This window comes from Actinoplanes campanulatus, assembly GCF_014647795.1.
GTDB classification, from domain to species: Bacteria; Actinomycetota; Actinomycetes; order Mycobacteriales; family Micromonosporaceae; genus Actinoplanes; species Actinoplanes campanulatus.
In genome coordinates this window covers 47940-70633 of record NZ_BMPW01000011.1, presented here as the reverse complement: position 1 = coordinate 70633, position 22694 = coordinate 47940, and the positions used below count along the sequence as shown (strand labels likewise).

Genomic DNA, 22694 nt, shown 5'->3' with positions numbered 1-22694 from the left:
AGTCTCCAGTTACCAGACGAAGGCGAGGACTTCCCCGCCCACGCTCCGCTTGCGGGCCTGCTTGTCGGTCAGCAGTCCCTGGGACGTCGAAATGATCGCGACACCGAGGCCACCGAGCACGCGGGGCAGCTCGTCGGACTTGGCGTAAACCCGCAGGCCCGGCTTCGAGACGCGCTTGATGCCGGCGAGGCTGCGCTCGCGGTTCTGGCCGTACTTGAGCTCAACGACCAGACGCTTGCCGACCGCGCCCTCCTCGGGCTCCTCAGACGTCCACGAGGCGATGTAACCCTCAGCCTTGAGGACCTCGGCGATGTTCGCCTTGATCTTCGAGTAGGGCATCGTCACCTTGTCGTGGTACGCCTGGTTGGCGTTACGCAGACGCGTGAGCATGTCTGCGATCGGGTCCGTCATCGTCATGGGTATTCGTCAACCTTTCTCGCCGGGGTTCCCGAGCCGGGCTCAGGCCTACGGCGAAGCGGCATTACATTCGGGTCCGCCTGACGGCCCGCCGCGGACGGCGGGCCGGAGGACGGAAGTTACCAGGAGGCCTTGGACACGCCGGGGAGCTCACCGCGGTGGGCCATGTCCCGCACGCAGACCCGGCACAGGCCGAACTTGCGGTAGACCGAGTGCGGGCGACCGCACTTCTGGCAGCGGGTGTAGGCACGCACAGCGAACTTGGGCTTCGCGGCAGCCTTCAGGATCAGCGCCTTCTTCGCCATGCTCAGTTCTCCTTGAACGGGAAGCCCAGGAGCTTGAGCAGCGCCCGGCCCTCGTCGTCGGTCGTGGCGGTGGTGACCACCGTGATGTCCATGCCCCGCGGCCGATCGATCCGGTCCTGGTCGATCTCGTGGAACACCGACTGCTCGGTCAGACCGAAGGTGTAGTTACCGTGCCCGTCCAGCTTCCGGCCGTCGAGACCGCGGAAGTCGCGGATACGCGGCAGCGCGATCGACAGCAGCCGGTCCAGGAACTCCCACATCCGGTCGCCACGAAGGGTGACCTTCGCGCCGATCGGCATGCCCTCACGCAGCTTGAACTGCGCGATGGACTTGGTCGCCCGGCGCACCAGCGGCTTCTGGCCGGTGATGGTGGTCAGGTCACGAACCGCGCCGTCGATCAGCTTGGAGTCCCGGGCAGCCTCGCCGACACCCATGTTCACGACGACCTTGACCAGGCCGGGGATCTGCATGGGGTTGCCGTACTTGAACTGCTCGTTGATGGCCGGCGCAACCTCGGAGCGGTACTTCTGCTTGAGGCGCGGCAGCGTCTTGGTCTCGGTGGCGGCAGTCATGAGAGTTCCTTACCGGTCGTACGCGCGATCCGGACCTTGTTGCCGTTCTCGTCAATCTTGTAGCCGATCCGGGTCGGCTTGCCGTCTCCGTCCAGCACCTGCACGTTCGAGATGTGGATCGGGGCTTCCTGAGTGACGATGCCGCCGGTCTTCGAACCGCGCTGGTTCGTGCGGATGCGCTCGTGCTTCTTGACGCGGTTGACGCCCTCGACCAGGACCTTGTCCCGCGTCGGGTAGGCCGCGATGACCTTGCCCTTCGCGCCCTTGTCCTTGCCGGCGATGACGACGACCGTGTCGCCCTTCTTGATCTTCACGGTCAGAGCACCTCCGGCGCCAGGCTGATGATCTTCATGAACCGCTTGTCGCGCAGCTCGCGCCCGACCGGGCCGAAGATGCGGGTACCGCGGGGGTCCCCGCCGTCCTTGATGATGACGGCGGCGTTCTCGTCGAAACGGATGTACGAGCCGTCCGGACGGCGCTTCTCCTTGGCGGTGCGGACGACGACCGCCTTGACGACGTCACCCTTCTTCACACCGGCACCCGGGATGGCGTCCTTGACCGTGGCCACGATGACGTCGCCGATGCTCGCGTAACGGCGACCGGAGCCACCGAGCACCCGGATGCACAGGATCTCCCGGGCACCCGTGTTGTCGGCGACGCGCAGTCGCGACTCCTGCTGGATCACGTCTGTCTCCTATGTCTGCCAGTTCTCCGGGCCGCAGGCCCGAAGCTTGGCGGAACGATGGTCCGCTGGGCCGGCCGGAGCCGGCCCAGCGCACTCACTTGGCCTTTTCGAGGATCTCCACGATGCGCCACCGCTTGGTGGCGGAGAGCGGACGAGTCTCCATGATCGAAACCCGGTCGCCGACGCCGGCCGAGTTCTGCTCGTCGTGCACCTTCAGCTTGCGGGTACGGCGGATGACCTTGCCGTACAGCGCGTGCTTGACGCGGTCCTCGACCTCGACGACGACGGTCTTGTCCATCTTGTCGCTGACCACGAGACCCTCACGCACCTTGCGCTGAGCGCGCGGAGCGGTGGTGGTGTTCTCACTCATGCCGTCACCTCATCCGGCGCGACCGAGAGCCCAAGCTCGCGCTCACGCATGATCGTGTAGATCTTCGCGATGTCCTTGCGGACGACCTGCAGTCGACGGTGATTGTCGAGCTGCCCGGTCGCACGCTGCACACGAAGGTTGAACAGCTCCGCCTTGGCCTCCCGCAGCTTCGCGACCAGTTCCTCTTCAGGAAGCTCGCGGAGCTCGGCTGCCTTAACGCCCGCTGCCATCAGCTTTCACCCACTTCGCGCGTCACGATGCGGCACTTCATCGGGAGCTTGTGGATCGCGCGGCGCATCGCCTCACGCGCGATCGTCTCGTTCGGGAAGGACATCTCGAAGAGGATCCGTCCCGGCTTGACGTTCGCGACCCACCACTCCGGAGAACCCTTACCGGAACCCATCCGGGTCTCGGCCGGCTTCTTGGTCAGAGCCTGGTCCGGGAAGATCGAGATCCAGACCTTGCCACCACGCTTGATGTGGCGGGTCATCGCGATACGCGCCGACTCGATCTGCCGGTTCGTCACGTACGCGGGCTCCAGCGCCTGGATACCGAACTCGCCGAAGACGACCCGGTTGCCGCCCTTGGACGCGCCACTGCGGTCCGGGTGGTGCGGCTTGCGGAAGCCCTTCGGGGGCTTACGCGGCATCAGCATGGCTCAGCCCTCCTGCTGCGTTTCAGCCGCAGCCGGAGCAGCGGCGGTGTTGTCGGCGGACGCCTGGGCCTGCGCGGCCCGGCCGGCCTCGGTGCCGCCCGCGGTCGTGCCGGACGAACCGGAACGGCCACGACGCGGACGCTCGGCGCGGTCGGCACGGTCCCGGCGCGGGCGAGCCGGCGCCTCGGCGACGACCTCCCGACCCGGAACGGCGTCGCCCTTGTAGATCCAGACCTTCACGCCGATGCGGCCGAACGTGGTACGGGCCTCGAAGAAGCCGTACTCGATGTTGGCCCGCAGCGTGTGCAGCGGAACGCGACCCTCACGGTAGAACTCCGTGCGGCTCATCTCCGCGCCGCCGAGACGGCCGGAGACCTGCACCCGGATGCCCTTGCAGATCGGGTTCTTCATGGCCGACTGCATCGCCTTGCGCATCGCCCGACGGAAGCTGACCCGGGAGGACAGCTGCTCGGCGACACCCTGCGCGACCAGCTGGGCATCCGACTCGGGGCTCTTGACCTCGAGGATGTTCAGCTGGACCTGCTTGCCGGTGAGCTTCTCGAGCTTCCCGCGGATCTTGTCGGCCTCCGCACCCTTACGGCCGATGACGATGCCCGGCCGGGCGGTGTGGATGTCGACGCGGACCCGGTCCCGGGTGCGCTCGATGTCCACCTTGGAGATGCCGGCACGCTCGAGGCCCTGGGACATCATGCGGCGGATCTTGACGTCCTCGCCGATGTAGTCCTTGTAGAGCTTGTCCGCGAACCAGCGGCTTCGCCAGTCGGTGGAAATGCCGAGACGGAACCCGGTGGGGTGAACCTTCTGACCCATTACTCGGCACCCTCCGTGCTCTGGGACTCGGCCTTCGGCGCAGCCTTCTTGGCTGCGGCCTTCTTCGCCGGGCGGGCCGTCTGGACCGCCTCGACCGCGATGGTGATGTGACACGTGCGCTTGCGGATCCGGTACGCCCGGCCCTGCGCCCGCGGACGGAACCGCTTGAGCGTGGGGCCCTCGTCGACGAACGCCTCGCTCACGAGGAGGGCGTCGGGGTCGAGCCGCTCGTTGTTCTCCGCGTTCGCGACGGCGCTGGCAAGCACCTTGTAGACCTGCTCGCTAGCGGCCTGCGGCGCGAACTGCAGGACGACCAGCGCCTCCTTCGCGGGCAGACCACGAACGAGGTTGATCACCCGGCGCGCCTTGTTCGGCGAGATGCGCACGTGCCGCGCAACCGCCCGCGCGCCCGGAAGCACCGGAGCGTCGCCCTTGACTGGCATCGCTGTAGCTCCTAATTCCTCAGATCCGTGTATCTGCTTAGCGACGACGGCTCTTGCGGTCGTCCTTCTCGTGACCCTTGAACGTACGGGTCAGAGCGAACTCGCCGAGCTTGTGCCCGACCATCGCCTCGGTGACGAAGACCGGGACGTGCTTGCGCCCGTCGTGCACAGCGATCGTGTGCCCGAGCATGTCGGGGATGATCGTCGAGCGCCGCGACCAGGTCTTGATGACGTTCTTCGAGTTCTTCTCGTTCTGGACTTCCACCTTCTTGAGCAGGTGGTCATCGACGAACGGGCCCTTTTTGAGGCTGCGAGGCATCTTTAACTCCCGTTACCCGCGCTTGCGGGTGGCGTAGCGGCGGCGAACGATCAGCTTGTCGCTCTCCTGGCCCTTGCGGCGGGTACGGCCCTCCGGCTTACCAGCCGGGTTGACCGGGTGACGACCACCGGAGGTCTTACCCTCACCACCACCGTGCGGGTGGTCGACAGGGTTCATGGCGACACCACGGACGGTCGGGCGCTTGCCCTTCCACCGCATACGGCCGGCCTTACCCCAGTTGATGTTCGACTGCTCGGCGTTGCCGATCTCGCCGATCGTCGCGCGGCAGCGGACGTCGACGCGACGGATCTCGCCGGAGGGCATACGCAGCGTGGCGTACACACCCTCACGGCCGAGCAGCTGGATGCCGACGCCGGCCGAACGGGCCAGCTTGGCGCCACCGCCGGGACGAAGCTCCACACCGTGGATCGTCGTACCGACCGGGATGTTGCGCAGGGGCAGGTTGTTGCCCGGCTTGATGTCCGCGCCCACACCCGACTCGACGCGGTCGCCCTGCTTGAGGTCCTTCGGCGCGAGGATGTAGCGCTTCTCACCGTCGGCGTAGTGCAGCAGAGCGATGCGGGAGGTGCGGTTGGGGTCGTACTCGATGTGAGCGACCTTGGCCGGCACGCCGTCCTTGTCATTCCGCTTGAAGTCGATCAGCCGGTACTGCCGCTTGTGGCCACCGCCCTGGTGCCGCGTGGTGATGCGACCGTGGACGTTGCGGCCACCCTTCTTGGGCAGCGGGACCAGCAGAGACTTCTCCGGCGTGGACCGGGTGATCTCGGCGAAGTCGGCGACGCTGGAGCCACGACGGCCCGGCGTGGTCGGCTTGTACTTACGGATTGCCATGATTCACAAACCCCTTAGCTGACCGGGCCGCCGAAGGCCTCGATACGGTCACCGTCAGCCAGCTTCACCATCGCGCGCTTGGTCGCCTTGCGCTGTCCCCAACCGGACTTGGTGCGCTTGCGCTTGCCCTCGCGGTTCGCCGTGTTCACGGTCAGCACGCGGACGTTGAAGATCTGCTGAATCGCGATCTTGATCTGGGTCTTGTTCGCGTCCGGGCGGACCTCGAACGTGTACCAGTTCTGGTCGAGAACGCTGTAGCTCTTCTCGGAGACCACCGGGGCGACGATGATGTCGCGCGGGTCGGCGATCGTGCTCACTTGTCGCCCTCCTCGGACTTCTCGGACCCGCCCAGGAACTCGTCGAGTGCGGCCTTCGTGAAGACCACCTCGTCGGCGACCAGCACGTCGTAGGTGTTGAGCTGGCCGGCCTCGATGAGGTGAACGGTCGGCTCGTTCCGCAGCGACACCCAGTTCAGCTCGTCCTGGCTGTCCAGGACGACCAGCACCTTGGTGGTCTGGGCGATCTTGCGCAGGGTCGCGATCGCGGTCTTCGTCGACGGCTTCTCGCCGGTGACGAAGGACTCGACCACGTGCACGCGGTTCTCGCTCGCCCGGTCCGAGAGGGCGCCACGCAGCGCGGCGGCCTTCATCTTCTTGGGGGTCCGCTGGCTGTAGTCGCGCGGCACGGGGCCGTGCACGACGCCACCACCGGTGAACTGCGGCGCCCGGATCGAGCCCTGACGGGCGCGGCCGGTGCCCTTCTGCTTGTACGGCTTCTTGCCGCCGCCGGCGACCTCACCGCGCGTCTTCGCCTTGTGCGTACCCTGCCGGGCCGCGGCCAGCTGCGCCACGACGACCTGGTGCATCAGCGGGATGTTCGGCTCCACGCCGAAGACGTTGCCGGGAAGCTCGACCGAGCCGGCCTTCGCGCCCTCAGCGTTGAAAACGTCTACCGAGCTCACTTGGCACCGCCCTTCTTCGCCGCGGAACGGACCAGGATCAGCGCGCCCTTGGGACCGGGCACCGCGCCGCGGACCAGGATCAGGTTGCGCTCGGTGTCGACGGCCTGGATGACCAGGTTCTGCACGGTGAAGCGCTTGCCACCCATGCGACCGGCCATCTTGACGCCCTTGAAGACACGACCCGGGGTGGCGCAGGCGCCGATCGAACCCGGGGAGCGGTGCTTGCGCTCGACACCGTGGCTCGCGCGCAGACCGTGGAAGCCGTGCCGCTTCATGACACCGGCGTAGCCCTTGCCCTTGGTCTTGCCGGTCACGTCGATCGGCTGGCCGACCGCGAACGCGTCGACGGTGACCTCCTGGCCGAGCTCGTACTCGCCGGCGTCGACCGTACGCAGCTCCACGACGTGACGACGCGGCGAGACGCCGGCCTTCTCGAAGTGGCCGCTCTCCGGCTTGTTCACCTTGCGCGGGTCGATGGCGCCGTACGCCAGCTGGACAGCCGCGTAGCCGTCCTTCTCATCGGTGCGGACCTGAGTCACGACGCACGGGCCGGCCTGAACCACGGTCACCGGGACGACCTTGTTGTTGTCCCAGACCTGGGTCATGCCGAGCTTGGCGCCCAGGATCCCCTTAACTTGCCTGTCCATTAGTCGCGATCCCTACAGCTTGATCTCGATGTCGACGCCAGCCGGCAGGTCGAGGCGCATGAGCGAGTCGACCGTCTTCGGAGTCGGGTCGATGATGTCGATCAGACGCTTGTGCGTGCGCATCTCGAAGTGCTCGCGCGAGTCCTTGTACTTGTGCGGCGAACGGATCACGCAGAAACGGTTGATCTCCGTGGGCAGCGGCACCGGGCCCGCGACCTGCGCCCCGGTACGCGTCACCGTCTCGACGATCTTCCGCGCCGAGGAGTCGACGACCTCGTGGTCATAGGCCTTGAGCCGGATGCGGATCTTCTGTCCCGCCATGGTGGCTTCTGTTTCCTTCTCTCGATGCCGCTACCTGCGGAAGCGGGTTGACCTCCGCATGCCCGCAGGACGGTTGATCCTGCGTTGTCCGACCCCCGCGGTCGGGCGTGTCGCGCCCCTCGGCATAAGGAGCCCACGCGAAGTGCTAGCACTTCAGTCGATCACGGGGATCTAAGGTGTCCGCGGGCGGCAGAGGAACACGCCCGGACACCCGGCGAGGGTGGGTCCCTACCGAAGCAGGCACCCACCCCGCGCGGACGCAACCTGACTAGTATGCCGGATTGAATCCGCCATTGCTAATCGGGGTCACCAGCGAGGGTTGCTCACGACGGAAAATGTGTCGCAAACAACCCTCAGCATCACTTGATGATCTTCGTGACCGTTCCGGCGCCGACGGTGCGGCCACCCTCACGGATCGCGAACTTCAGGCCCTGCTCCATGGCGATCGGCTGGATCAGCTTCACGGCCATCGAGGTGGAGTCGCCCGGCATGACCATCTCGGTGCCCTCGGGCAGCGTGACGACGCCGGTAACGTCCGTGGTACGGAAGTAGAACTGCGGGCGGTAGTTCTGGAAGAACGGGGTGTGCCGGCCGCCCTCCTCCTTGGAGAGGATGTAGACCTGACCCTCGAACTCCGTGTGCGGAGTCGTGGTGCCCGGCTTCACGACGACCATGCCGCGCTCGACGTCCTCGCGCTTGATGCCGCGGAGCAGCAGACCGACGTTCTCACCCGCGCGGGCCTCGTCGAGCAGCTTGCGGAACATCTCGATGCCGGTGCAGACGGTCTTGGTCGACTTCTCGCGGATACCGACGATCTCGACCTCCTCGTTCGGCTTGAGGATGCCACGCTCGGCGCGACCGGTCACCACGGTGCCACGGCCGGTGATCGTGAAGACGTCCTCGATCGGCATGAGGAACGGCTTCTCGGTCTCACGCTCGGGCTGCGGGATCGCGGTGTCGACCGCGTTCATCAGCTCCATGAGCTTGCCGGTCCACTCCGGGTCGCCCTCGAGCGCCTTGAGCGCCGACACGCGCACGACCGGCAGGTCGTCGCCCGGGAACTCGTAGGTGCTGAGCAGCTCGCGGACCTCGAGCTCGACGAGCTCCAGGAGCTCCTCGTCCTCGACCATGTCGCTCTTGTTCAGGGCGACGACGATGTACGGAACGCCGACCTGGCGGGCCAGGAGCACGTGCTCCTTGGTCTGCGGCATCGGGCCGTCGGTCGCCGCGACCACCAGGATGGCGCCGTCCATCTGCGCCGCACCGGTGATCATGTTCTTGATGTAGTCGGCGTGGCCGGGGCAGTCCACGTGCGCGTAGTGGCGCGCCGCGGTCTGGTACTCGACGTGCGCGATCGAGATCGTGATGCCGCGGGCCTTCTCCTCCGGCGCCTTGTCGATCTCGTCGAACGGGGTGTACGGGTTCAGGTCCGGGAACTCGTCGTGCAGGACCTTCGTGATGGCCGCAGTCAGCGTCGTCTTACCGTGGTCGATGTGACCAATGGTGCCGATGTTGACGTGCGGCTTAGTCCGCTCGAACTTCGCCTTCGCCACTGGTGTCCTCCTGTGGACTGATCATTACTTGTCGCCCGGCACGCCGATAAGGCGCTCAGGACTCTGTCGACTGCCAGTGCACGTGCGGCCCTCGACAGGCCGCACGTGCCTCAACGCGTCAGGCGCCGGTGGCCTTAGCGATGATCTCCTTCGCCACGTTCTGCGGAACCTCGGCGTAGGAGTCGAACAGCATGCTGTAGCTAGCCCGGCCGGCAGTCTTCGACCGCAGGTCGCCGACGTAGCCGAACATCTCCGAGAGCGGCACCAGAGCCTTGACGACGCGGGCGCCGTGGCGCTCCTCCATCGACTGGATCATGCCACGCCGGGAGTTGAGGTCGCCGATGACGTCACCCATGTTGTCCTCAGGGGTGGTGACCTCAACGGCCATCATCGGCTCGAGCAGCGCGGGGTCGGCTTTGCGGGCCACTTCCTTCATCGCCATCGAGCCAGCGATCTTGAACGCCATCTCGGACGAGTCGACCTCGTGGTACTGACCGTCGACCAGCGTGAACTTCACGCCGACCAGCGGGTAGCCGGCGAGGACGCCGTACTGGAGGGAGTCCTGCGCGCCCGCGTCCACCGAGGGGATGAACTCCTTGGGGATGCGACCACCGGTCACCGCGTTCACGAACTCGTACGTGGGGCCGTCCGCCTCGAGCGACAGCGGCTCGACGTTGACGACGACCTTCGCGTACTGGCCGGAACCACCGGTCTGCTTCTTGTGGACGTACGTGTGCTTCTCCACGGTGCCGCGGATCGTCTCGCGGTACGCCACCTGCGGCTTGCCGATGTTGGCCTCGACGCTGAACTCGCGGCGCATGCGGTCCACCAGGATGTCCAGGTGGAGCTCGCCCATGCCGGCGATGATCGTCTGGCCGGTTTCCTCGTCGTTGAAGACGCGGAAGGTCGGGTCCTCCTCGGCCAGGCGCTGGATCGCGGTGCCCAGCTTCTCCTGGTCCGACTTGGTCTTCGGCTCGATGGCGACCTGGATGACCGGCTCCGGGAAGGTCATCGACTCCAGGATGACCGGGTTCGCCGGGTCGCTGAGCGTGTCACCGGTGGTGGTCTGCTTCAGACCCTGGACGGCGATGATGTCGCCGGCCTGCGCGGTGGCGCGCTCCTCACGCTTGTTCGCGTGCATCTGGTAGATCTTGCCGATCCGCTCCTTGCGGTCCTTGGTGGAGTTGACCACCTGGGAACCGGACTCGAGCGTGCCGGAGTAGATCCGGACGTAGGTGAGCTTGCCGAGGTGCTTGTCGGTCTGGATCTTGAAGGCCAGCGCCGAGAAGGGCTCGTCGTTCGACGGCTTCCGCAGCATCGACGTCTCGCCGTCGGTCGCGGTGCCCTCGATGGCCGGGATGTCCAGCGGCGACGGCAGGAACGAGACAACGGCGTCCAGCATCGGCTGCACACCCTTGTTCTTGAACGCCGAGCCACAGAGCACCGGGTTGGCCTTGCTGGCGATCGTGGCGCGCCGGATGGCGGCCCGGATCTCCTCGACCGAGACCTCTTCGCCCTCGAGGTACTTCTCCATCACCGCGTCGTCGACGTCGGCCAGGGTCTCGATGAGCTTCTCGCGCCACTCGGCGGCCTGGTCGGTGAGGTCGGCCGGGATCTCCTCGACCGCGTAGTCCTCACCCTTCTGGGTCTCACCACGCCAGGTGAGCGCGCGCATCTCGATCAGGTCGACGACACCGATGTGGTCGCTCTCGAGCCCGATCGGGATCTGGAGCACGAGCGGCGTCGCGTTCAGCCGGTCGATCATCATCTGCACGCAGCGGAAGAAGTCCGCGCCGGTCCGGTCCAGCTTGTTGACGAAGCACATCCGCGGGACGTTGTACTTGTCCGCCTGACGCCAGACGTTCTCGGTCTGGGGCTCCACGCCGGCAACACCGTCGTAGACCGCCACCGCGCCGTCGAGCACGCGCAGCGACCGCTCGACCTCGACCGTGAAGTCGACGTGGCCGGGCGTGTCGATGATCTGGATCGTGTGACCCTTCCACTCGCACTTGGTGGCGGCGGAAGTGATGGTGATACCGCGCTCCTGCTCCTGCTCCATCCAGTCCATGACGGCGCCGCCCTCGTGGACCTCGCCGATCTTGTACGTGATGCCGGTGTAGAACAGGATGCGCTCGGTTGTCGTGGTCTTACCAGCGTCGATGTGCGCCATGATGCCGATGTTGCGAACCTTGGCGAGCGCTTCTGCGGCGGCCACTTCCATCCCTACTTTTCTTCGTCGTCGTCTCTAGGACCGGTACGACTGCCGTGGCCCGGCCGGAGGCCGGGCCCGCAGCAGGGTCTTACCAGCGGTAGTGCGCGAAGGCCTTGTTGGACTCCGCCATCTTGTGAGTGTCCTCGCGACGCTTCACCGCGGCACCGAGGCCGTTGCTGGCGTCGAGCAGCTCGTTCTGCAGGCGGTCGATCATGGTCTTCTCGCGGCGGGCCTTGGAGTACTGGACCAGCCAGCGCAGACCGAGAGTGGTCTGACGCGGGGTGCGGACCTCGACCGGAACCTGGTAGGTCGCGCCACCGACACGGCGGCTGCGGACCTCGAGGGTCGGCTTCACGTTGTCCATCGCGCGCTTGAGGATGACCACCGGGTCGGTGCCACCGCTCTTCTCACGGCAGCCCTCGAGGGCTCCGTACACGATGCGCTCGGCGAGCTGACGCTTGCCGCCGACGAGGATCTTGTTGACCAGCTGCGTTACCAGCGGGGAGTTGTACACCGGGTCAGCGACCACAGGGTGGCGCGGAGCGGGTCCCTTACGCGGCATGTCAGCTCTTCTCCTTCTTCGCGCCGTAACGGCTGCGGGCCTGCTTGCGGTTCCGGACACCCTGGGTGTCGAGCGAACCGCGAACGATCTTGTAGCGAACGCCCGGAAGGTCCTTCACACGGCCGCCGCGCACGAGCACGATCGAGTGCTCCTGCAGGTTGTGACCGACGCCCGGGATGTACGCCGTGACCTCGATCTGGCTGCTGAGCTTCACACGAGCGACCTTGCGCAGCGCAGAGTTGGGCTTCTTGGGGGTGGTGGTGTACACGCGCGTGCACACGCCGCGCCGCTGAGGACTTCCCTTCAGCGCCGGCGTCTTCGTCTTGCTCGTCTTCGCCTGGCGGCCCTTGCGGACCAGCTGCTGGATCGTGGGCACCGGGTTTCTCCGCTCCCTTCGGCCGCTTCCTGTTTACGGCCGCACCGTGTATTTCTGCCTCTGTGTGCTGGCCGCTTCCCTCAGGAAGCGTCCGGCACCCGCGGTCGGGCGTGTCGTCCGGCTCACGGTCCCATCGCGCGTGAAGGTTCACGCGTTCCGGATGTTGTCTGTAGTGAGCAGGGCCTTCACTGAGCCCTGCCCGTCGTGGTGCTCTACCCGTCGCACGTTCCGAAACGGGTGCACGCACGAGTTGCCCGGGCGAGCCCGGGCACGAGGGGAAAGACTACCCACCCTGCGCACCCAGGTCAAAATGAGCCCAGGCTCCCACGATGGACATCTCCGTATACCAGTGTACCGGGTCGCTCAGCACACCATCGCCGCGGTGCCGGATCCGGGCGCCGCAGCGGCCTCGAGAGCCGGTGTCCGCTCATGACAACTGCAACGTCAGCCCCATCGCTAACGACAGCACCGCCAGAAGTGCACCGATCAGGCCGCAGACAATCCCGCCGGTGGTCAGGCCACGGCCGGTGAAACGGACCCGCCACGGTTCACCGGTGCCCGCGATCTGCCGCCTGGCGATCACCGCGGCGCCCACCGCTCCCCCGCACGCCAGGACGCTGAGCAGCGCGAACGCGCCGGCGACCCAGCCGCCCCAGCCCGCCTCGGCGCCGGACACGCCGAAGCAGAGGGCCGCGAAGGAGACCACGATCGCGGCGATGCCGGCGGTCAGCGAACCGATGGCCGGCCCCGATGTGATCGGCGCGACTTGAAGATGGACCAGACCGAATTCGGTCCCGGTCACCTGCTCCAGCCGCTCCGGCTGCCAGCCCGCCGAGACCGGCGGCGGAGGCGGCTGGAAAGCATAGGGAGATCCGTACGGCGACGGCGCCCCGTAGCCGGGCCCAGGACCGTACGAGGGGCCGTAGGACGGCTGGTATGGCTGACCCGGGGGCTGCGTCATATCACCAAGCATGTCACCCGTACGAGCGGCCGTGCAGCCCACCCGAGCCGGGCCGAACCGTGCCGGTCAGTCGGTGCCGGGCGCGAAATCCTGCCCGCCCGGCGCCGCCAGGTGCAACAGCCCCGCGATCAAGGCCACCACCAGGGCTGTCGCGGCCAGCACGAGGCCGGTCCAGGCGAGTTGGCGGCCCCACCGGATCCAGGCCGAGCCCGTCAGATAACCCCCCGCCGCGTACGCCTGACGAGCCGACTGACGGGCCAGGAGCAACGCCAGCGTGGCCGGGATCACCCCACCCACCAGCGGCCCGGTGAGCAGCCCCACCAGGCCCAGCGCGAAGACCGCCCGGGCCTTCGTCATCGGCACCGGCTCGGGGTCCATCGGGTGACGGGTGGGAACTACGGGAAGCGTCACGCCACCATCCTAGAAACGCCCATGGGGCGGCCGCGCCTCGCGCGACCGCCCCATGCGGAGAAACCCTTAGCGGTACGACCCGAAGTCGAAGTCGTCCAGCGGCACGGCCTGCCCGCTGGCCGGCCCGAAGCCGTAGTCGGTCTCCGGGTACCCGGTCATCGAGTACACCTTCGCCTTGGCCTCCTCGGTCGGCTCGACCCGGATGTTGCGGTACTTGGAGATACCGGTACCGGCCGGGATGAGCTTACCGATGATGACGTTCTCCTTGAGGCCCACCAGCGAGTCGCTGCGCGAGTTGATCGCAGCGTCGGTGAGCACCCGGGTGGTCTCCTGGAACGAGGCCGCCGAGAGCCAGGAGTCGGTCGCCAGCGAGGCCTTGGTGATACCCATCAGCACCGGACGACCGGCGGCGGGCTCGCCACCCTCGCCCACGAGCCGGCGGTTCTCCGACTCGAAGAGCGCCCGGTCGACCAGCACACCCGGCAGGAACTCGGTCGCGCCGGAGTCGATGACCGTCACCCGCTTGAGCATCTGGCGGATGATGATCTCGATGTGCTTGTCGTGGATGAGCACACCCTGCGAGCGGTAGACCTCCTGGACCTCACTGGTCAGGTGGACCTGGACCGCGCGCGGGCCCATGATGCGGAGCAGCTCGTGCGGGTCGATGGTGCCCTCGGTGAGCTTCTCGCCGACGTTGACGTGGTCGCCGTCGTGGGCGCGGAGCTTGACCCGCTTCGAGATCTTGTCGTAGACGATCTCGTCGCTGCCGTCGTCCGGCACCACGATGATCTTCCGCGACCGCTCGCCGTCCTCGATGCGGACGCGGCCCGGGGTGTCGGCGATGGGCGCCTTGCCCTTGGGCACGCGGGCCTCGAAGATCTCCTGCACACGCGGCAGACCCTGGGTGATGTCCTCACCCGCGACACCACCGGTGTGGAAGGTACGCATCGTCAGCTGCGTGCCGGGCTCACCGATGGACTGGGCCGCGATGATGCCGACGGCCTCGCCGATGTCGACCGACTTGCCGGTCGGCAGCGAACGGCCGTAGCAGGCCGCGCACACGCCGAGCTTCGACTCACAGGTGAGGACGCTGCGTACCCGGACCGTCTCGACGCCGGCCGCGACCAGCTTGTCGACCAGGATCGAGTTGAGGTCGTCACCACGCGACACCACACGGTCGCCGTTGGCGTCGTCGATGTTGTCGGCCAGAGTACGGGCGTGCACACCGGTCTCGGCGTGCACGTGCACGACCAGGGTGCCGTCCGCCTCGCGCTCGCCCACCTGCATCGGGATCGCGCGCTCGGTGCCGCAGTCCTCCTCGCGGATGATCACGTCCTGCGAGACGTCCACCAGACGACGGGTCAGGTAACCCGAGTCGGCGGTACGCAGGGCGGTGTCAGCCAGACCCTTACGGGCACCGTGCGTGGAGATGAAGTACTCCAGAACGGTCAGACCCTCACGGTACGACGAGGTGATCGGCCGCGGGATGATCTCGCCCTTGGGGTTGGCCACCAGACCACGGATCGCGGCGATCTGCCGGAGCTGGAGGAGGTTACCGCGAGCGCCGGAGTTAATCATCACCCAGAGCGGGTTCTCCTGCGGCAGCGCCGTCTCCATCTCCTTGGAGATCTCGTTGGTCGCCTTGGTCCAGATCTCGATGAGCTCGCCGCGGCGCTCCTCACCGGTCATCAGACCACGCTGGTACTGCTTGTCGATGCGGTCCGCCTCGACCTGGTACCGAGCGAGGATCTCCGGCTTGCGCGGAGGACCGATGACGTCGCCCATGCCGATCGTCACACCGGACCAGGTGGCCCAGTGGAAGCCGGCCTCCTTGAGCGCGTCCAGGGTCGCGGCCAGGGCGACCTTGGGGAAGCGCTCGGCGAGGTCGTTGACGATCGCCGACAGCTGACCCTTGCGGATCTCGTAGTTCACGTACCGGTAGCCCGTGGGCAGCGTCTCGTTGAAGATGACGCGGCCCAGCGTGGTCTCGACCAGCACCGGGTCGCCCTCGACCCACTCCTCCGGCGCGACCCAGGCCTCGCCCTTGGCGCCGTTGTCCACCCCGATGACGTCCCGAAGACGGATCTTCACCGGCGCCTGGAGGTGCAGCTCACCGTTGTCGAACGCCATCCGCGCCTCGGCGTCCGAGCTGAACACCCGGCCCTCGCCCTTGGCACCGGGCGTCATGTGGGTCAGGTAGTACAGCCCGATGACCATGTCCTGGGTGGGCATGGTGACCGGCTTGCCGTCGGCCGGCTTGAGGATGTTGTTCGACGACAGCATCAGGATCCGGGCCTCGGCCTGCGCCTCGGCCGACAGCGGCACGTGGACCGCCATCTGGTCACCGTCGAAGTCCGCGTTGAACGCGGTGCAGACGAGCGGGTGGATCTGGATCGCCTTGCCCTCGACCAGCTGCGGCTCGAAGGCCTGGATGCCCAGACGGTGCAGGGTCGGCGCACGGTTCAGCAGAACCGGGTGCTCGGAGATGACCTCTTCGAGGACGTCCCACACGACCGGGCGCTGCCGCTCGACCATCCGCTTGGCGGACTTGATGTTCTGCGCGTGGTTCAGGTCCACCAGGCGCTTCATCACGAACGGCTTGAACAGCTCCAGCGCCATCTGCTTCGGCAGGCCGCACTGGTGCAGCTTGAGCCGGGGGCCGACGACGATGACGGAACGACCCGAGTAGTCGACACGCTTGCCGAGCAGGTTCTGACGGAACCGGCCCTGCTTGCCCTTGAGCATGTCGGAGAGCGACTTCAGCGGGCGGTTACCCGGACCGGTGACCGGCCGGCCACGACGGCCGTTGTCGAACAGCGCGTCGACGGCCTCCTGGAGCATCCGCTTCTCGTTGTTGACGATGATCTCGGGCGCGCCGAGGTCGATCAGTCGCTTGAGGCGGTTGTTCCGGTTGATGACCCGGCGGTACAGATCGTTCAGGTCGGAGGTCGCGAAACGGCCACCGTCGAGCTGCACCATCGGGCGCAGGTCCGGCGGGATGACCGGGACGCAGTCCAGGACCATGCCGAGCGGTGAGTTGCGGGTGTTCAGGAACGCCGCGACGACCTTGAGCCGCTTGAGCGCCCGAATCTTCCGCTGGCCCTTGCCGGAACGGATGATCTCCCGAAGGTTCTCCGCCTCGGCGTCCAGGTCCATGTTCTCGAGCAGGGCCTTGATCGCCTCGGCGCCCATGCCACCGGTGAAGTACTCACCGAAGCGGTCGCGCAGCTCGCGGTAGAGCAGCTCGTCGGTGACCAGCTGCTTGGAGTCGAGCTTGCGGAAGGTGTCGAGCACCTCGTCGAGGCGGTCGATCTCGCGCTGCGCCTTGTCCCGGATCTGGCGCATCTCGCGCTCGCCGGCTTCCTTGACCTTGCGGCGCACGTCGGCCTTGGCACCCTCGGCCTCGAGCTCGGCGAGGTCCTGCTCCAGCTTCGCGGCACGCTTCTCGATCTCGGAGTCGCGGCCGTTCTCGGACTGGCGCTTCTCGGCGAAGATCTCGTTCTCGATCGTGGACATGTCACGGTGACGCGACTCGGCGTCAACGCTCGTCACCACGTACGAGGCGAAGTAAATGATCTTCTCGAGGTCCTTCGGAGCCAGGTCGAGCAGGTAGCCCAGCCGGCTCGGAACGCCCTTGAAGTACCAGATGTGGGTGACGGAGGCGGCCAGCTCGATGTGGCCCATGCGCTCACGCCGGACCTTGGAGCGGGTCACCTCGACGCCACAGCGCTCACAGATGATGCCCTTGAACCGGACGCGCTTGTACTTACCGCAGTAGCACTCCCAGTCCCGCTGCGGACCGAAGATCTTCTCGCAGAAGAGTCCGTCCTTCTCGGGCTTGAGGGTGCGGTAGTTGATCGTCTCGGGCTTCTTGACCTCGCCGTGCGACCACTGCCGGATGTCGTCAGCGGTAGCAAGGCCGATGCGCAACTCGTCGAAGAAGTTGACGTCGAGCACTTGGACTATCCCTCGTGTTTCGTTGCTCGGGTGAATTCAAGGCCGGCGGGGGCGCCCCCGGCCGGCCCCGGTGATCGGGGCCGGCCGAGGACGCTCTCCGTCAGATCTCTTCGACGCTGCTGACGCCCTCGTTCGGGCGACGGGACAGGTCGATGCCGAGTTCCTCCGCGGCCCGGAAGACCTCGTCGTCGGTCTCACGCATCTCGAGCGCCACACCGTCGCTGGACAGCACCTCAACGTTCAGGCACAGCGACTGGAGCTCCTTGAGAAGCACCTTGAACGACTCCGGGATTCCCGGCTCCGGGATGTTCTCGCCCTTGACGATGGCCTCGTAGACCTTCACTCGGCCCAGGACGTCGTCGGACTTGATGGTGAGCAGCTCCTGCAGGGCGTAGGCCGCCCCGTAGGCCTGCATGGCCCAGCACTCCATCTCGCCGAACCGCTGGCCACCGAACTGCGCCTTACCACCCAGCGGCTGCTGCGTGATCATCGAGTACGGGCCGGTCGACCGAGCGTGGATCTTGTCGTCGACCAGGTGGTTCAGCTTGAGGATGTAGACGTAGCCGACCGAGATCGGGTCCGGCAGCGGCTCACCGGAGCGACCGTCGAACAGCTGCGCCTTACCGTCGCCGTTGACCAGCCGCTTACCGTCGCGGTTGACCAGCGTCGACTCGAGCAGACCCTTGATCTCCTCCTCCTGGGCACCGTCGAAGACCGGGGTCGCGACGTTGCTGTCGGCGGGAGACTCGTGGGCCTCGATCGAGCGGAGCTGACGCTTCCAGTCCTCGTCCTCACCCTCGACCGACCAACCGGTCTTGGCGATCCACCCGAGGTGGGTCTCCAGGACCTGGCCGATGTTCATACGCGAGGGCACACCCAGCGGGTTGAGCACGATGTCGACCGGGGTGCCGTCCTCCAGGAACGGCATGTCCTCGACCGGCAGGATCTTGGAGATGACGCCCTTGTTGCCGTGCCGGCCGGCGAGCTTGTCGCCGTCCTGGATCTTCCGCTTCTGGGCGACGTAGACCCGGACCAGCTCGTTGACACCCGGGGGCAGCTCGTCGCCGTCCTCGCGGGAGAACGTCCGGACGCCGATGACCGTGCCGGTCTCGCCGTGCGGAACCTTCAGCGAGGTGTCCCGGACCTCCCGGGCCTTCTCACCGAAGATGGCGCGGAGCAGGCGCTCCTCCGGGGTCAGCTCGGTCTCACCCTTCGGGGTGACCTTGCCGACCAGGATGTCGCCGGGGACGACCTCGGCGCCGATCCGGATGATGCCGCGCTCGTCCAGGTCAGCGAGCATCTCCTCGCTGACGTTGGGGATGTCGCGGGTGATCTCCTCCGGGCCCAGCTTGGTGTCGCGGGCGTCGACCTCGTGCTCCTCGATGTGGATCGAGGTGAGGACGTCCTGCTGCACGAGGCGCTGCGACAGGATGATCGCGTCCTCGTAGTTGTGGCCCTCCCAGCACATGAAGGCGACGAGCAGGTTGCGCCCGAGCGCCATCTCGCCCTCGTCGGTGCAGGGACCGTCGGCGATGACCTGGCCGGCCTCGACGCGGTCGCCCTCGAACACGATCGGCTTCTGGTTGACGCAGGAGCCCGCGTTCGACCGGCGGAACTTGTGCAGCAGGTAGGTACGCCGGTGGCCGTCGTCCTGGTGCACCGTCACGTAGTCGGCGCACAGGTCCTCGACGACACCGCCGACCTCGGCGACGACCACGTCACCGGCGTCGACCGCGGCGCGGTACTCCATACCGGTGCCGACCAGCGGCGACTCCGCCTTGACCAGCGGCACGGCCTGACGCTGCATGTTCGCGCCCATGAGGGCACGGTTCGCGTCGTCGTGCTCGAGGAAGGGGATCATCGCGGTCGCGACGGAGGTCATCTGCCGCGGCGAGACGTCCATGTAGTCGACCTCGGTGCCGGGCACGTAGTCGACCTCACCGCCCTTACGGCGGACCAGGACGCGGTCCTCGGCGAAGGTGCCGTCGCTGGACAGCACGGCGTTCGCCTGGGCCTTGATGAACCGGTCTTCCTCATCGGCGGTGAGGTAGTGCACCTCGTCGCTGACGACACCGTTCTCGACCTTCCGGTACGGCGTCTCGATGAAGCCGAACGGGTTGACCCGCGCGAACGTCGAGAGCGCGCCGATCAGACCGATGTTCGGGCCCTCAGGGGTCTCGATCGGGCACATCCGGCCGTAGTGGGACGGGTGCACGTCGCGGACCTCGAAGCCGGCCCGCTCACGGCTCAGACCACCCGGGCCGAGCGCCGACAGACGGCGACGGTGGGTCAGACCCGCGAGCGGGTTCGTCTGGTCCATGAACTGCGACAGCTGCGAGGTGCCGAAGAACTCCTTGATCGCGGCCACGACCGGCCGGATGTTGATCAGGGTCTGCGGCGTGATCGCCTCGACGTCCTGGGTCGTCATCCGCTCACGGACGACCCGCTCCATCCGGGAGAGGCCCACGCGGACCTGGTTCTGGATGAGCTCGCCGACCGTGCGCAGGCGCCGGTTGCCGAAGTGGTCGATGTCGTCGGCCTCGTAACCGTCCTCACCGGCATGCAGCCGACAGAGGTACTCGACGGTACGGACGACGTCTTCCTCGGTCAGCGTGCCACGGACGATCGGCACGTCGATCTCGAGCTTCTTGTTGAACTTGTACCGGCCGACCTTGGCGACGTCATACCGCTTCGGGTTGAAGAAGAGGTTGTCGAGCAGGGTCTGCGCGTTCTCCCGGGTGGGGGGCTCGCCCGGGCGCAGCTTGCGGTAGATGTCGAGCAGGGCCTCGTCCTGCCCGGCGATGTGGTCCTTCTCCAGCGTCGTCATGAGCAGCTCGGACCAGCCGAAGCGCTCACGGATCTGGTCGGCGGACCAGCCGATCGCCTTCAGCAGGACGGTGACGGCCTGCCGACGCTTGCGGTCGATACGGACACCGACGGTGTCGCGCTTGTCGATGTCGAACTCCAGCCAGGCACCCCGGCTCGGGATGACCTTGACGCTGGTGAGGTCGCGGTCGGAGGTCTTGTCCGGCTCCTTGGTGAAGTACACGCCCGGCGAACGGACGAGCTGACTCACCACGACCCGCTCGGTGCCGTTGATGACGAACGTCCCCTTGGGGGTCATCATCGGGAAGTCACCCATGAACACGGTCTGGCTCTTGATCTCGCCAGTGGTGTTGTTGGTGAACTCCGCGGTCACGAACAGCGGGGCACAGTAGGTCAGGTCCTTCTCTTTGCACTCCTCGATCGAGGCCTTCACCTCGTCGAAGCGCGGAGACGAGAAGGACAGCGACATGGTGCCGGAGAAGTCCTCAATGGGACTGATCTCTTCGAGGATCTCTGCGAGGCCCGAGTGGGCGTGCGGGTCGTCCGTCGTCCGGGCCTGCCAACCCTCATTGCCGACCAGCCAGTCGAAGGACTCGGTCTGGAGTGCGAGGAGGTTGGGGACCTCTAGCTGCTCGGTGATCCGGCCGAAAGAGACCCGGCGGGGTGCGTAAGCGCTCGACGTACGGCTGGTCTTCGCAGGGCGGGAAGCTGCCAAGATGCGTCCTTCCGAGGACCGGTGCTGCTATGCGGCTGAGTTGCTGATGCAACTGGTCTGCGTGCACTCCAATGAGCCCCCGGGAAGTTATCCACATGGATATCCCGAGAGGCTTCAAGACAGAAGGCAGCGCAAACTAGCAGTGTAGCCGCTTGGCTAACCGCTGTCCAGCCCACACCCGAGGTGGCCTGCGGAACATGCCACCGTCGCGGCTGACCTGGACCTCTACGGTCAGGGCCGGGACGGGGCCGCTCAGAAACGCGGCAACTAACCCTCTGGTGCCAGTCCGACAGGTATCGGCAGTAGATCCGTTACCCAGCGGGCGGCTGTCGCAAGCGCGGAAACTTGCTGATGTCAGCGTGCCTGTCCGCCGACACACAGTCAAGGGCTGTGCCGCGGGTCGGACGCCCGCGGTCATCCGCCCGGCGCACCGGAGGGCCCGTGACGTACAAATGGCGAACTTTGGCAGTCTTTGCCGCCCGCGGCGAGGACCGCTCGACGGCGCGCCGTTGAGCTGCGCGGACGGCTCGAGAAACAGCGATGGCGGGGACCCGGAACGGATCCCCGCCATCGACCGATGACACTGTGAAGCGTTAGATCACTTGAGGGTGACCTTGGCGCCCTCACCCTCGAGCTTGGCCTTGGCGGCCTCGGCCTTCTCCTTGTTGACACCCTCGAGGATCGCCTTCGGGGCGGACTCGACGGCGTCCTTGGCCTCCTTGAGGCCCAGGCCGGTCAGCTCACGCACGACCTTGATGACCTGGATCTTCTTGCCACCGTCGCCCTCGAGGACAACGTCGAAGGAGTCCTTCTCGGCCTCGGCCTCGGCCGGGGCGGCACCCGTGGCGGCGGCAACGGCGACCGGGGCGGCAGCCTTGACGTCGAAGACGTTCTCGAACTCCTTCACGAACTCGGAGAGCTCGATGAGGGTCATCTCCTTGAAGGCCTCGAGCAGGTCTTCGGTGCTGATCTTCGCCATGTGAGGCAACCTTTCCTAAGTTTTCTGACGTTTAACGGTTCACGCGAGGCATCAGGCCTCGGTGGAACCGGCCTGCTCGCGCTGCGCCCGCAGAGCCTCGACCGTGCGCACCGTCTTGGTGAGGGGCGCCTGGAAGGTGGCAGCGGCCTTGCTCAGGTTGGCCTTCATGGCGCCGGCCAGCTTGGCCAGCAGAACCTCACGGGACTCGAGGTCAGCAAGCTTGTTGACCTCGTCCGCCGTGATGGCCTTGCCCTCGAAGACACCGCCCTTGATGACGAGAACGGGGTGGGCCTTGGCGAAGGCACGGAGGCCCTTGGCCGCCTCGACCACGTCACCGTTCACGAAGGCGAGCGCGGTAGGACCGGTGAACAGCGCGTCGAGGCCCTCGATACCCGCGTCAGCCGCGGCACGCTTCGCGAGCGTGTTCTTGGCGACGGCGTACTTGTTCTCGCCGCCCAGCGACCGCCGGAGCTCGGTGAGCTCCTTCACGGTGAGGCCGCGGTATTCGGTCAACACGGTGGCCGCCGAACCACGGAAGTGATCCGTGAGCTCGGAAACAGCCGAAGCCTTGTCGGCCCGGACCGGCTTGTCCGCCATGTCCCTCCTCTCTCAGTGCTTCAGCCACTGGTCGAGAGGGTCCGTACAAAGCAAAACGCCCCGGCGCAGGGCACGGGGCGGACTCGAACACACGCTCACACGCGGTCGACGATCACGAACCGTTCTCCCTACGCGGGTCGCCCGCTTTCAGCGGGACCTTCGGCCAC

26 protein-coding genes are annotated in these 22694 nt (G+C 66.7%); all 26 read right to left on the bottom strand.

Annotation, left to right across the window (positions count from 1 at the left end; all coding sequences use genetic code 11):
- Positions 1-9: 9 nt before the first annotated feature.
- Positions 10-417 (bottom strand): 30S ribosomal protein S8, encoded by a 408-nt coding sequence (gene rpsH, locus IEZ13_RS21830; protein ID WP_014440735.1) that lies wholly within the window; start codon positions 415-417, stop codon positions 10-12.
- Between the two features lie 119 nt (positions 418-536).
- Positions 537-722, bottom strand: coding sequence for a type Z 30S ribosomal protein S14 (locus IEZ13_RS21825; protein WP_020513598.1), 186 nt, complete (start codon positions 720-722; stop codon positions 537-539).
- Between the two features lie 2 nt (positions 723-724).
- Complete coding sequence (gene rplE / locus IEZ13_RS21820; RefSeq protein WP_183222839.1) at positions 725-1294, bottom strand: 50S ribosomal protein L5; 570 nt, start codon at positions 1292-1294, stop codon at positions 725-727.
- Positions 1291-1614 (bottom strand): 50S ribosomal protein L24, encoded by a 324-nt coding sequence (gene rplX / locus IEZ13_RS21815; protein WP_183223037.1) that lies wholly within the window; start codon positions 1612-1614, stop codon positions 1291-1293. Before rplX ends, rplE begins: the two co-directional genes overlap by 4 nt.
- Positions 1611-1979, bottom strand: coding sequence for a 50S ribosomal protein L14 (rplN, locus tag IEZ13_RS21810; RefSeq protein ID WP_007073026.1), 369 nt, complete (start codon positions 1977-1979; stop codon positions 1611-1613). The genes rplX and rplN overlap by 4 nt, the downstream gene beginning before the upstream one ends.
- Before the next feature lie 94 nt (positions 1980-2073).
- Complete coding sequence (gene rpsQ, locus IEZ13_RS21805; RefSeq protein ID WP_183222838.1) at positions 2074-2349, bottom strand: 30S ribosomal protein S17; 276 nt, start codon at positions 2347-2349, stop codon at positions 2074-2076.
- Positions 2346-2579, bottom strand: coding sequence for a 50S ribosomal protein L29 (gene rpmC, locus IEZ13_RS21800; RefSeq protein ID WP_183222837.1), 234 nt, complete (start codon positions 2577-2579; stop codon positions 2346-2348). Before rpmC ends, rpsQ begins: the two co-directional genes overlap by 4 nt.
- Positions 2579-3004, bottom strand: a complete 426-nt coding sequence (rplP, locus tag IEZ13_RS21795) for a 50S ribosomal protein L16 (RefSeq protein ID WP_127545789.1) — start codon at positions 3002-3004, stop codon at positions 2579-2581. Before rplP ends, rpmC begins: the two co-directional genes overlap by 1 nt.
- A gap of 3 nt (positions 3005-3007) precedes the next feature.
- Complete coding sequence (rpsC, locus tag IEZ13_RS21790) at positions 3008-3835, bottom strand: 30S ribosomal protein S3 (RefSeq protein ID WP_183222836.1); 828 nt, start codon at positions 3833-3835, stop codon at positions 3008-3010.
- The gene (rplV, locus tag IEZ13_RS21785; protein WP_183222835.1) at positions 3835-4278 is read right to left on the bottom strand and encodes a 50S ribosomal protein L22; all 444 of its coding nucleotides are present in this window, start codon (positions 4276-4278) and stop codon (positions 3835-3837) included. Before rplV ends, rpsC begins: the two co-directional genes overlap by 1 nt.
- A 37-nt stretch (positions 4279-4315) precedes the next feature.
- Entirely contained in the window at positions 4316-4597 is a 282-nt protein-coding gene (gene rpsS / locus IEZ13_RS21780; RefSeq protein WP_014687760.1) for a 30S ribosomal protein S19, read from the bottom strand.
- A 12-nt stretch (positions 4598-4609) separates the two neighbouring features.
- A complete protein-coding gene (gene rplB, locus IEZ13_RS21775; RefSeq protein ID WP_183222834.1) occupies positions 4610-5449 on the bottom strand; it encodes a 50S ribosomal protein L2 in 840 nt (279 codons plus the stop codon).
- Between the two features lie 14 nt (positions 5450-5463).
- Positions 5464-5766 carry a 50S ribosomal protein L23 gene (gene rplW, locus IEZ13_RS21770; RefSeq protein WP_183222833.1) on the bottom strand — a complete coding sequence of 101 codons (303 nt, stop codon included), beginning with the start codon at positions 5764-5766 and terminating at the stop codon, positions 5464-5466.
- Complete coding sequence (gene rplD, locus IEZ13_RS21765) at positions 5763-6410, bottom strand: 50S ribosomal protein L4 (RefSeq protein ID WP_183222832.1); 648 nt, start codon at positions 6408-6410, stop codon at positions 5763-5765. The genes rplW and rplD overlap by 4 nt, the downstream gene beginning before the upstream one ends.
- Entirely contained in the window at positions 6407-7057 is a 651-nt protein-coding gene (rplC, locus tag IEZ13_RS21760; RefSeq protein WP_183222831.1) for a 50S ribosomal protein L3, read from the bottom strand. The genes rplD and rplC overlap by 4 nt, the downstream gene beginning before the upstream one ends.
- 12 nt (positions 7058-7069) lie before the next feature.
- A complete protein-coding gene (gene rpsJ, locus IEZ13_RS21755) occupies positions 7070-7378 on the bottom strand; it encodes a 30S ribosomal protein S10 (RefSeq protein ID WP_007073037.1) in 309 nt (102 codons plus the stop codon).
- A gap of 359 nt (positions 7379-7737) precedes the next feature.
- Positions 7738-8931, bottom strand: coding sequence for an elongation factor Tu (gene tuf, locus IEZ13_RS21750; protein WP_183222830.1), 1194 nt, complete (start codon positions 8929-8931; stop codon positions 7738-7740).
- A gap of 118 nt (positions 8932-9049) precedes the next feature.
- Complete coding sequence (fusA, locus tag IEZ13_RS21745) at positions 9050-11146, bottom strand: elongation factor G (RefSeq protein WP_183222829.1); 2097 nt, start codon at positions 11144-11146, stop codon at positions 9050-9052.
- Between the two features lie 85 nt (positions 11147-11231).
- Entirely contained in the window at positions 11232-11705 is a 474-nt protein-coding gene (gene rpsG, locus IEZ13_RS21740) for a 30S ribosomal protein S7 (protein WP_183222828.1), read from the bottom strand.
- 1 nt (position 11706) lies between these two features.
- A complete protein-coding gene (gene rpsL / locus IEZ13_RS21735; protein ID WP_014440718.1) occupies positions 11707-12081 on the bottom strand; it encodes a 30S ribosomal protein S12 in 375 nt (124 codons plus the stop codon).
- A 427-nt stretch (positions 12082-12508) separates the two neighbouring features.
- Complete coding sequence (locus IEZ13_RS21730) at positions 12509-13042, bottom strand: hypothetical protein (protein ID WP_229794866.1); 534 nt, start codon at positions 13040-13042, stop codon at positions 12509-12511.
- 66 nt (positions 13043-13108) lie between these two features.
- The gene (locus tag IEZ13_RS21725; protein WP_183223035.1) at positions 13109-13420 is read right to left on the bottom strand and encodes a hypothetical protein; all 312 of its coding nucleotides are present in this window, start codon (positions 13418-13420) and stop codon (positions 13109-13111) included.
- A 99-nt stretch (positions 13421-13519) separates the two neighbouring features.
- Entirely contained in the window at positions 13520-17410 is a 3891-nt protein-coding gene (locus IEZ13_RS21720; protein ID WP_183222827.1) for a DNA-directed RNA polymerase subunit beta', read from the bottom strand.
- Positions 17411-17510: 100 nt separating this feature from the next.
- The gene (rpoB, locus tag IEZ13_RS21715; protein ID WP_183222826.1) at positions 17511-20951 is read right to left on the bottom strand and encodes a DNA-directed RNA polymerase subunit beta; all 3441 of its coding nucleotides are present in this window, start codon (positions 20949-20951) and stop codon (positions 17511-17513) included.
- A gap of 598 nt (positions 20952-21549) precedes the next feature.
- Entirely contained in the window at positions 21550-21930 is a 381-nt protein-coding gene (gene rplL, locus IEZ13_RS21710) for a 50S ribosomal protein L7/L12 (protein ID WP_183222825.1), read from the bottom strand.
- Positions 21931-21981: 51 nt separating this feature from the next.
- The gene (rplJ, locus tag IEZ13_RS21705) at positions 21982-22527 is read right to left on the bottom strand and encodes a 50S ribosomal protein L10 (protein WP_183222824.1); all 546 of its coding nucleotides are present in this window, start codon (positions 22525-22527) and stop codon (positions 21982-21984) included.
- Positions 22528-22694: the final 167 nt, after the last annotated feature.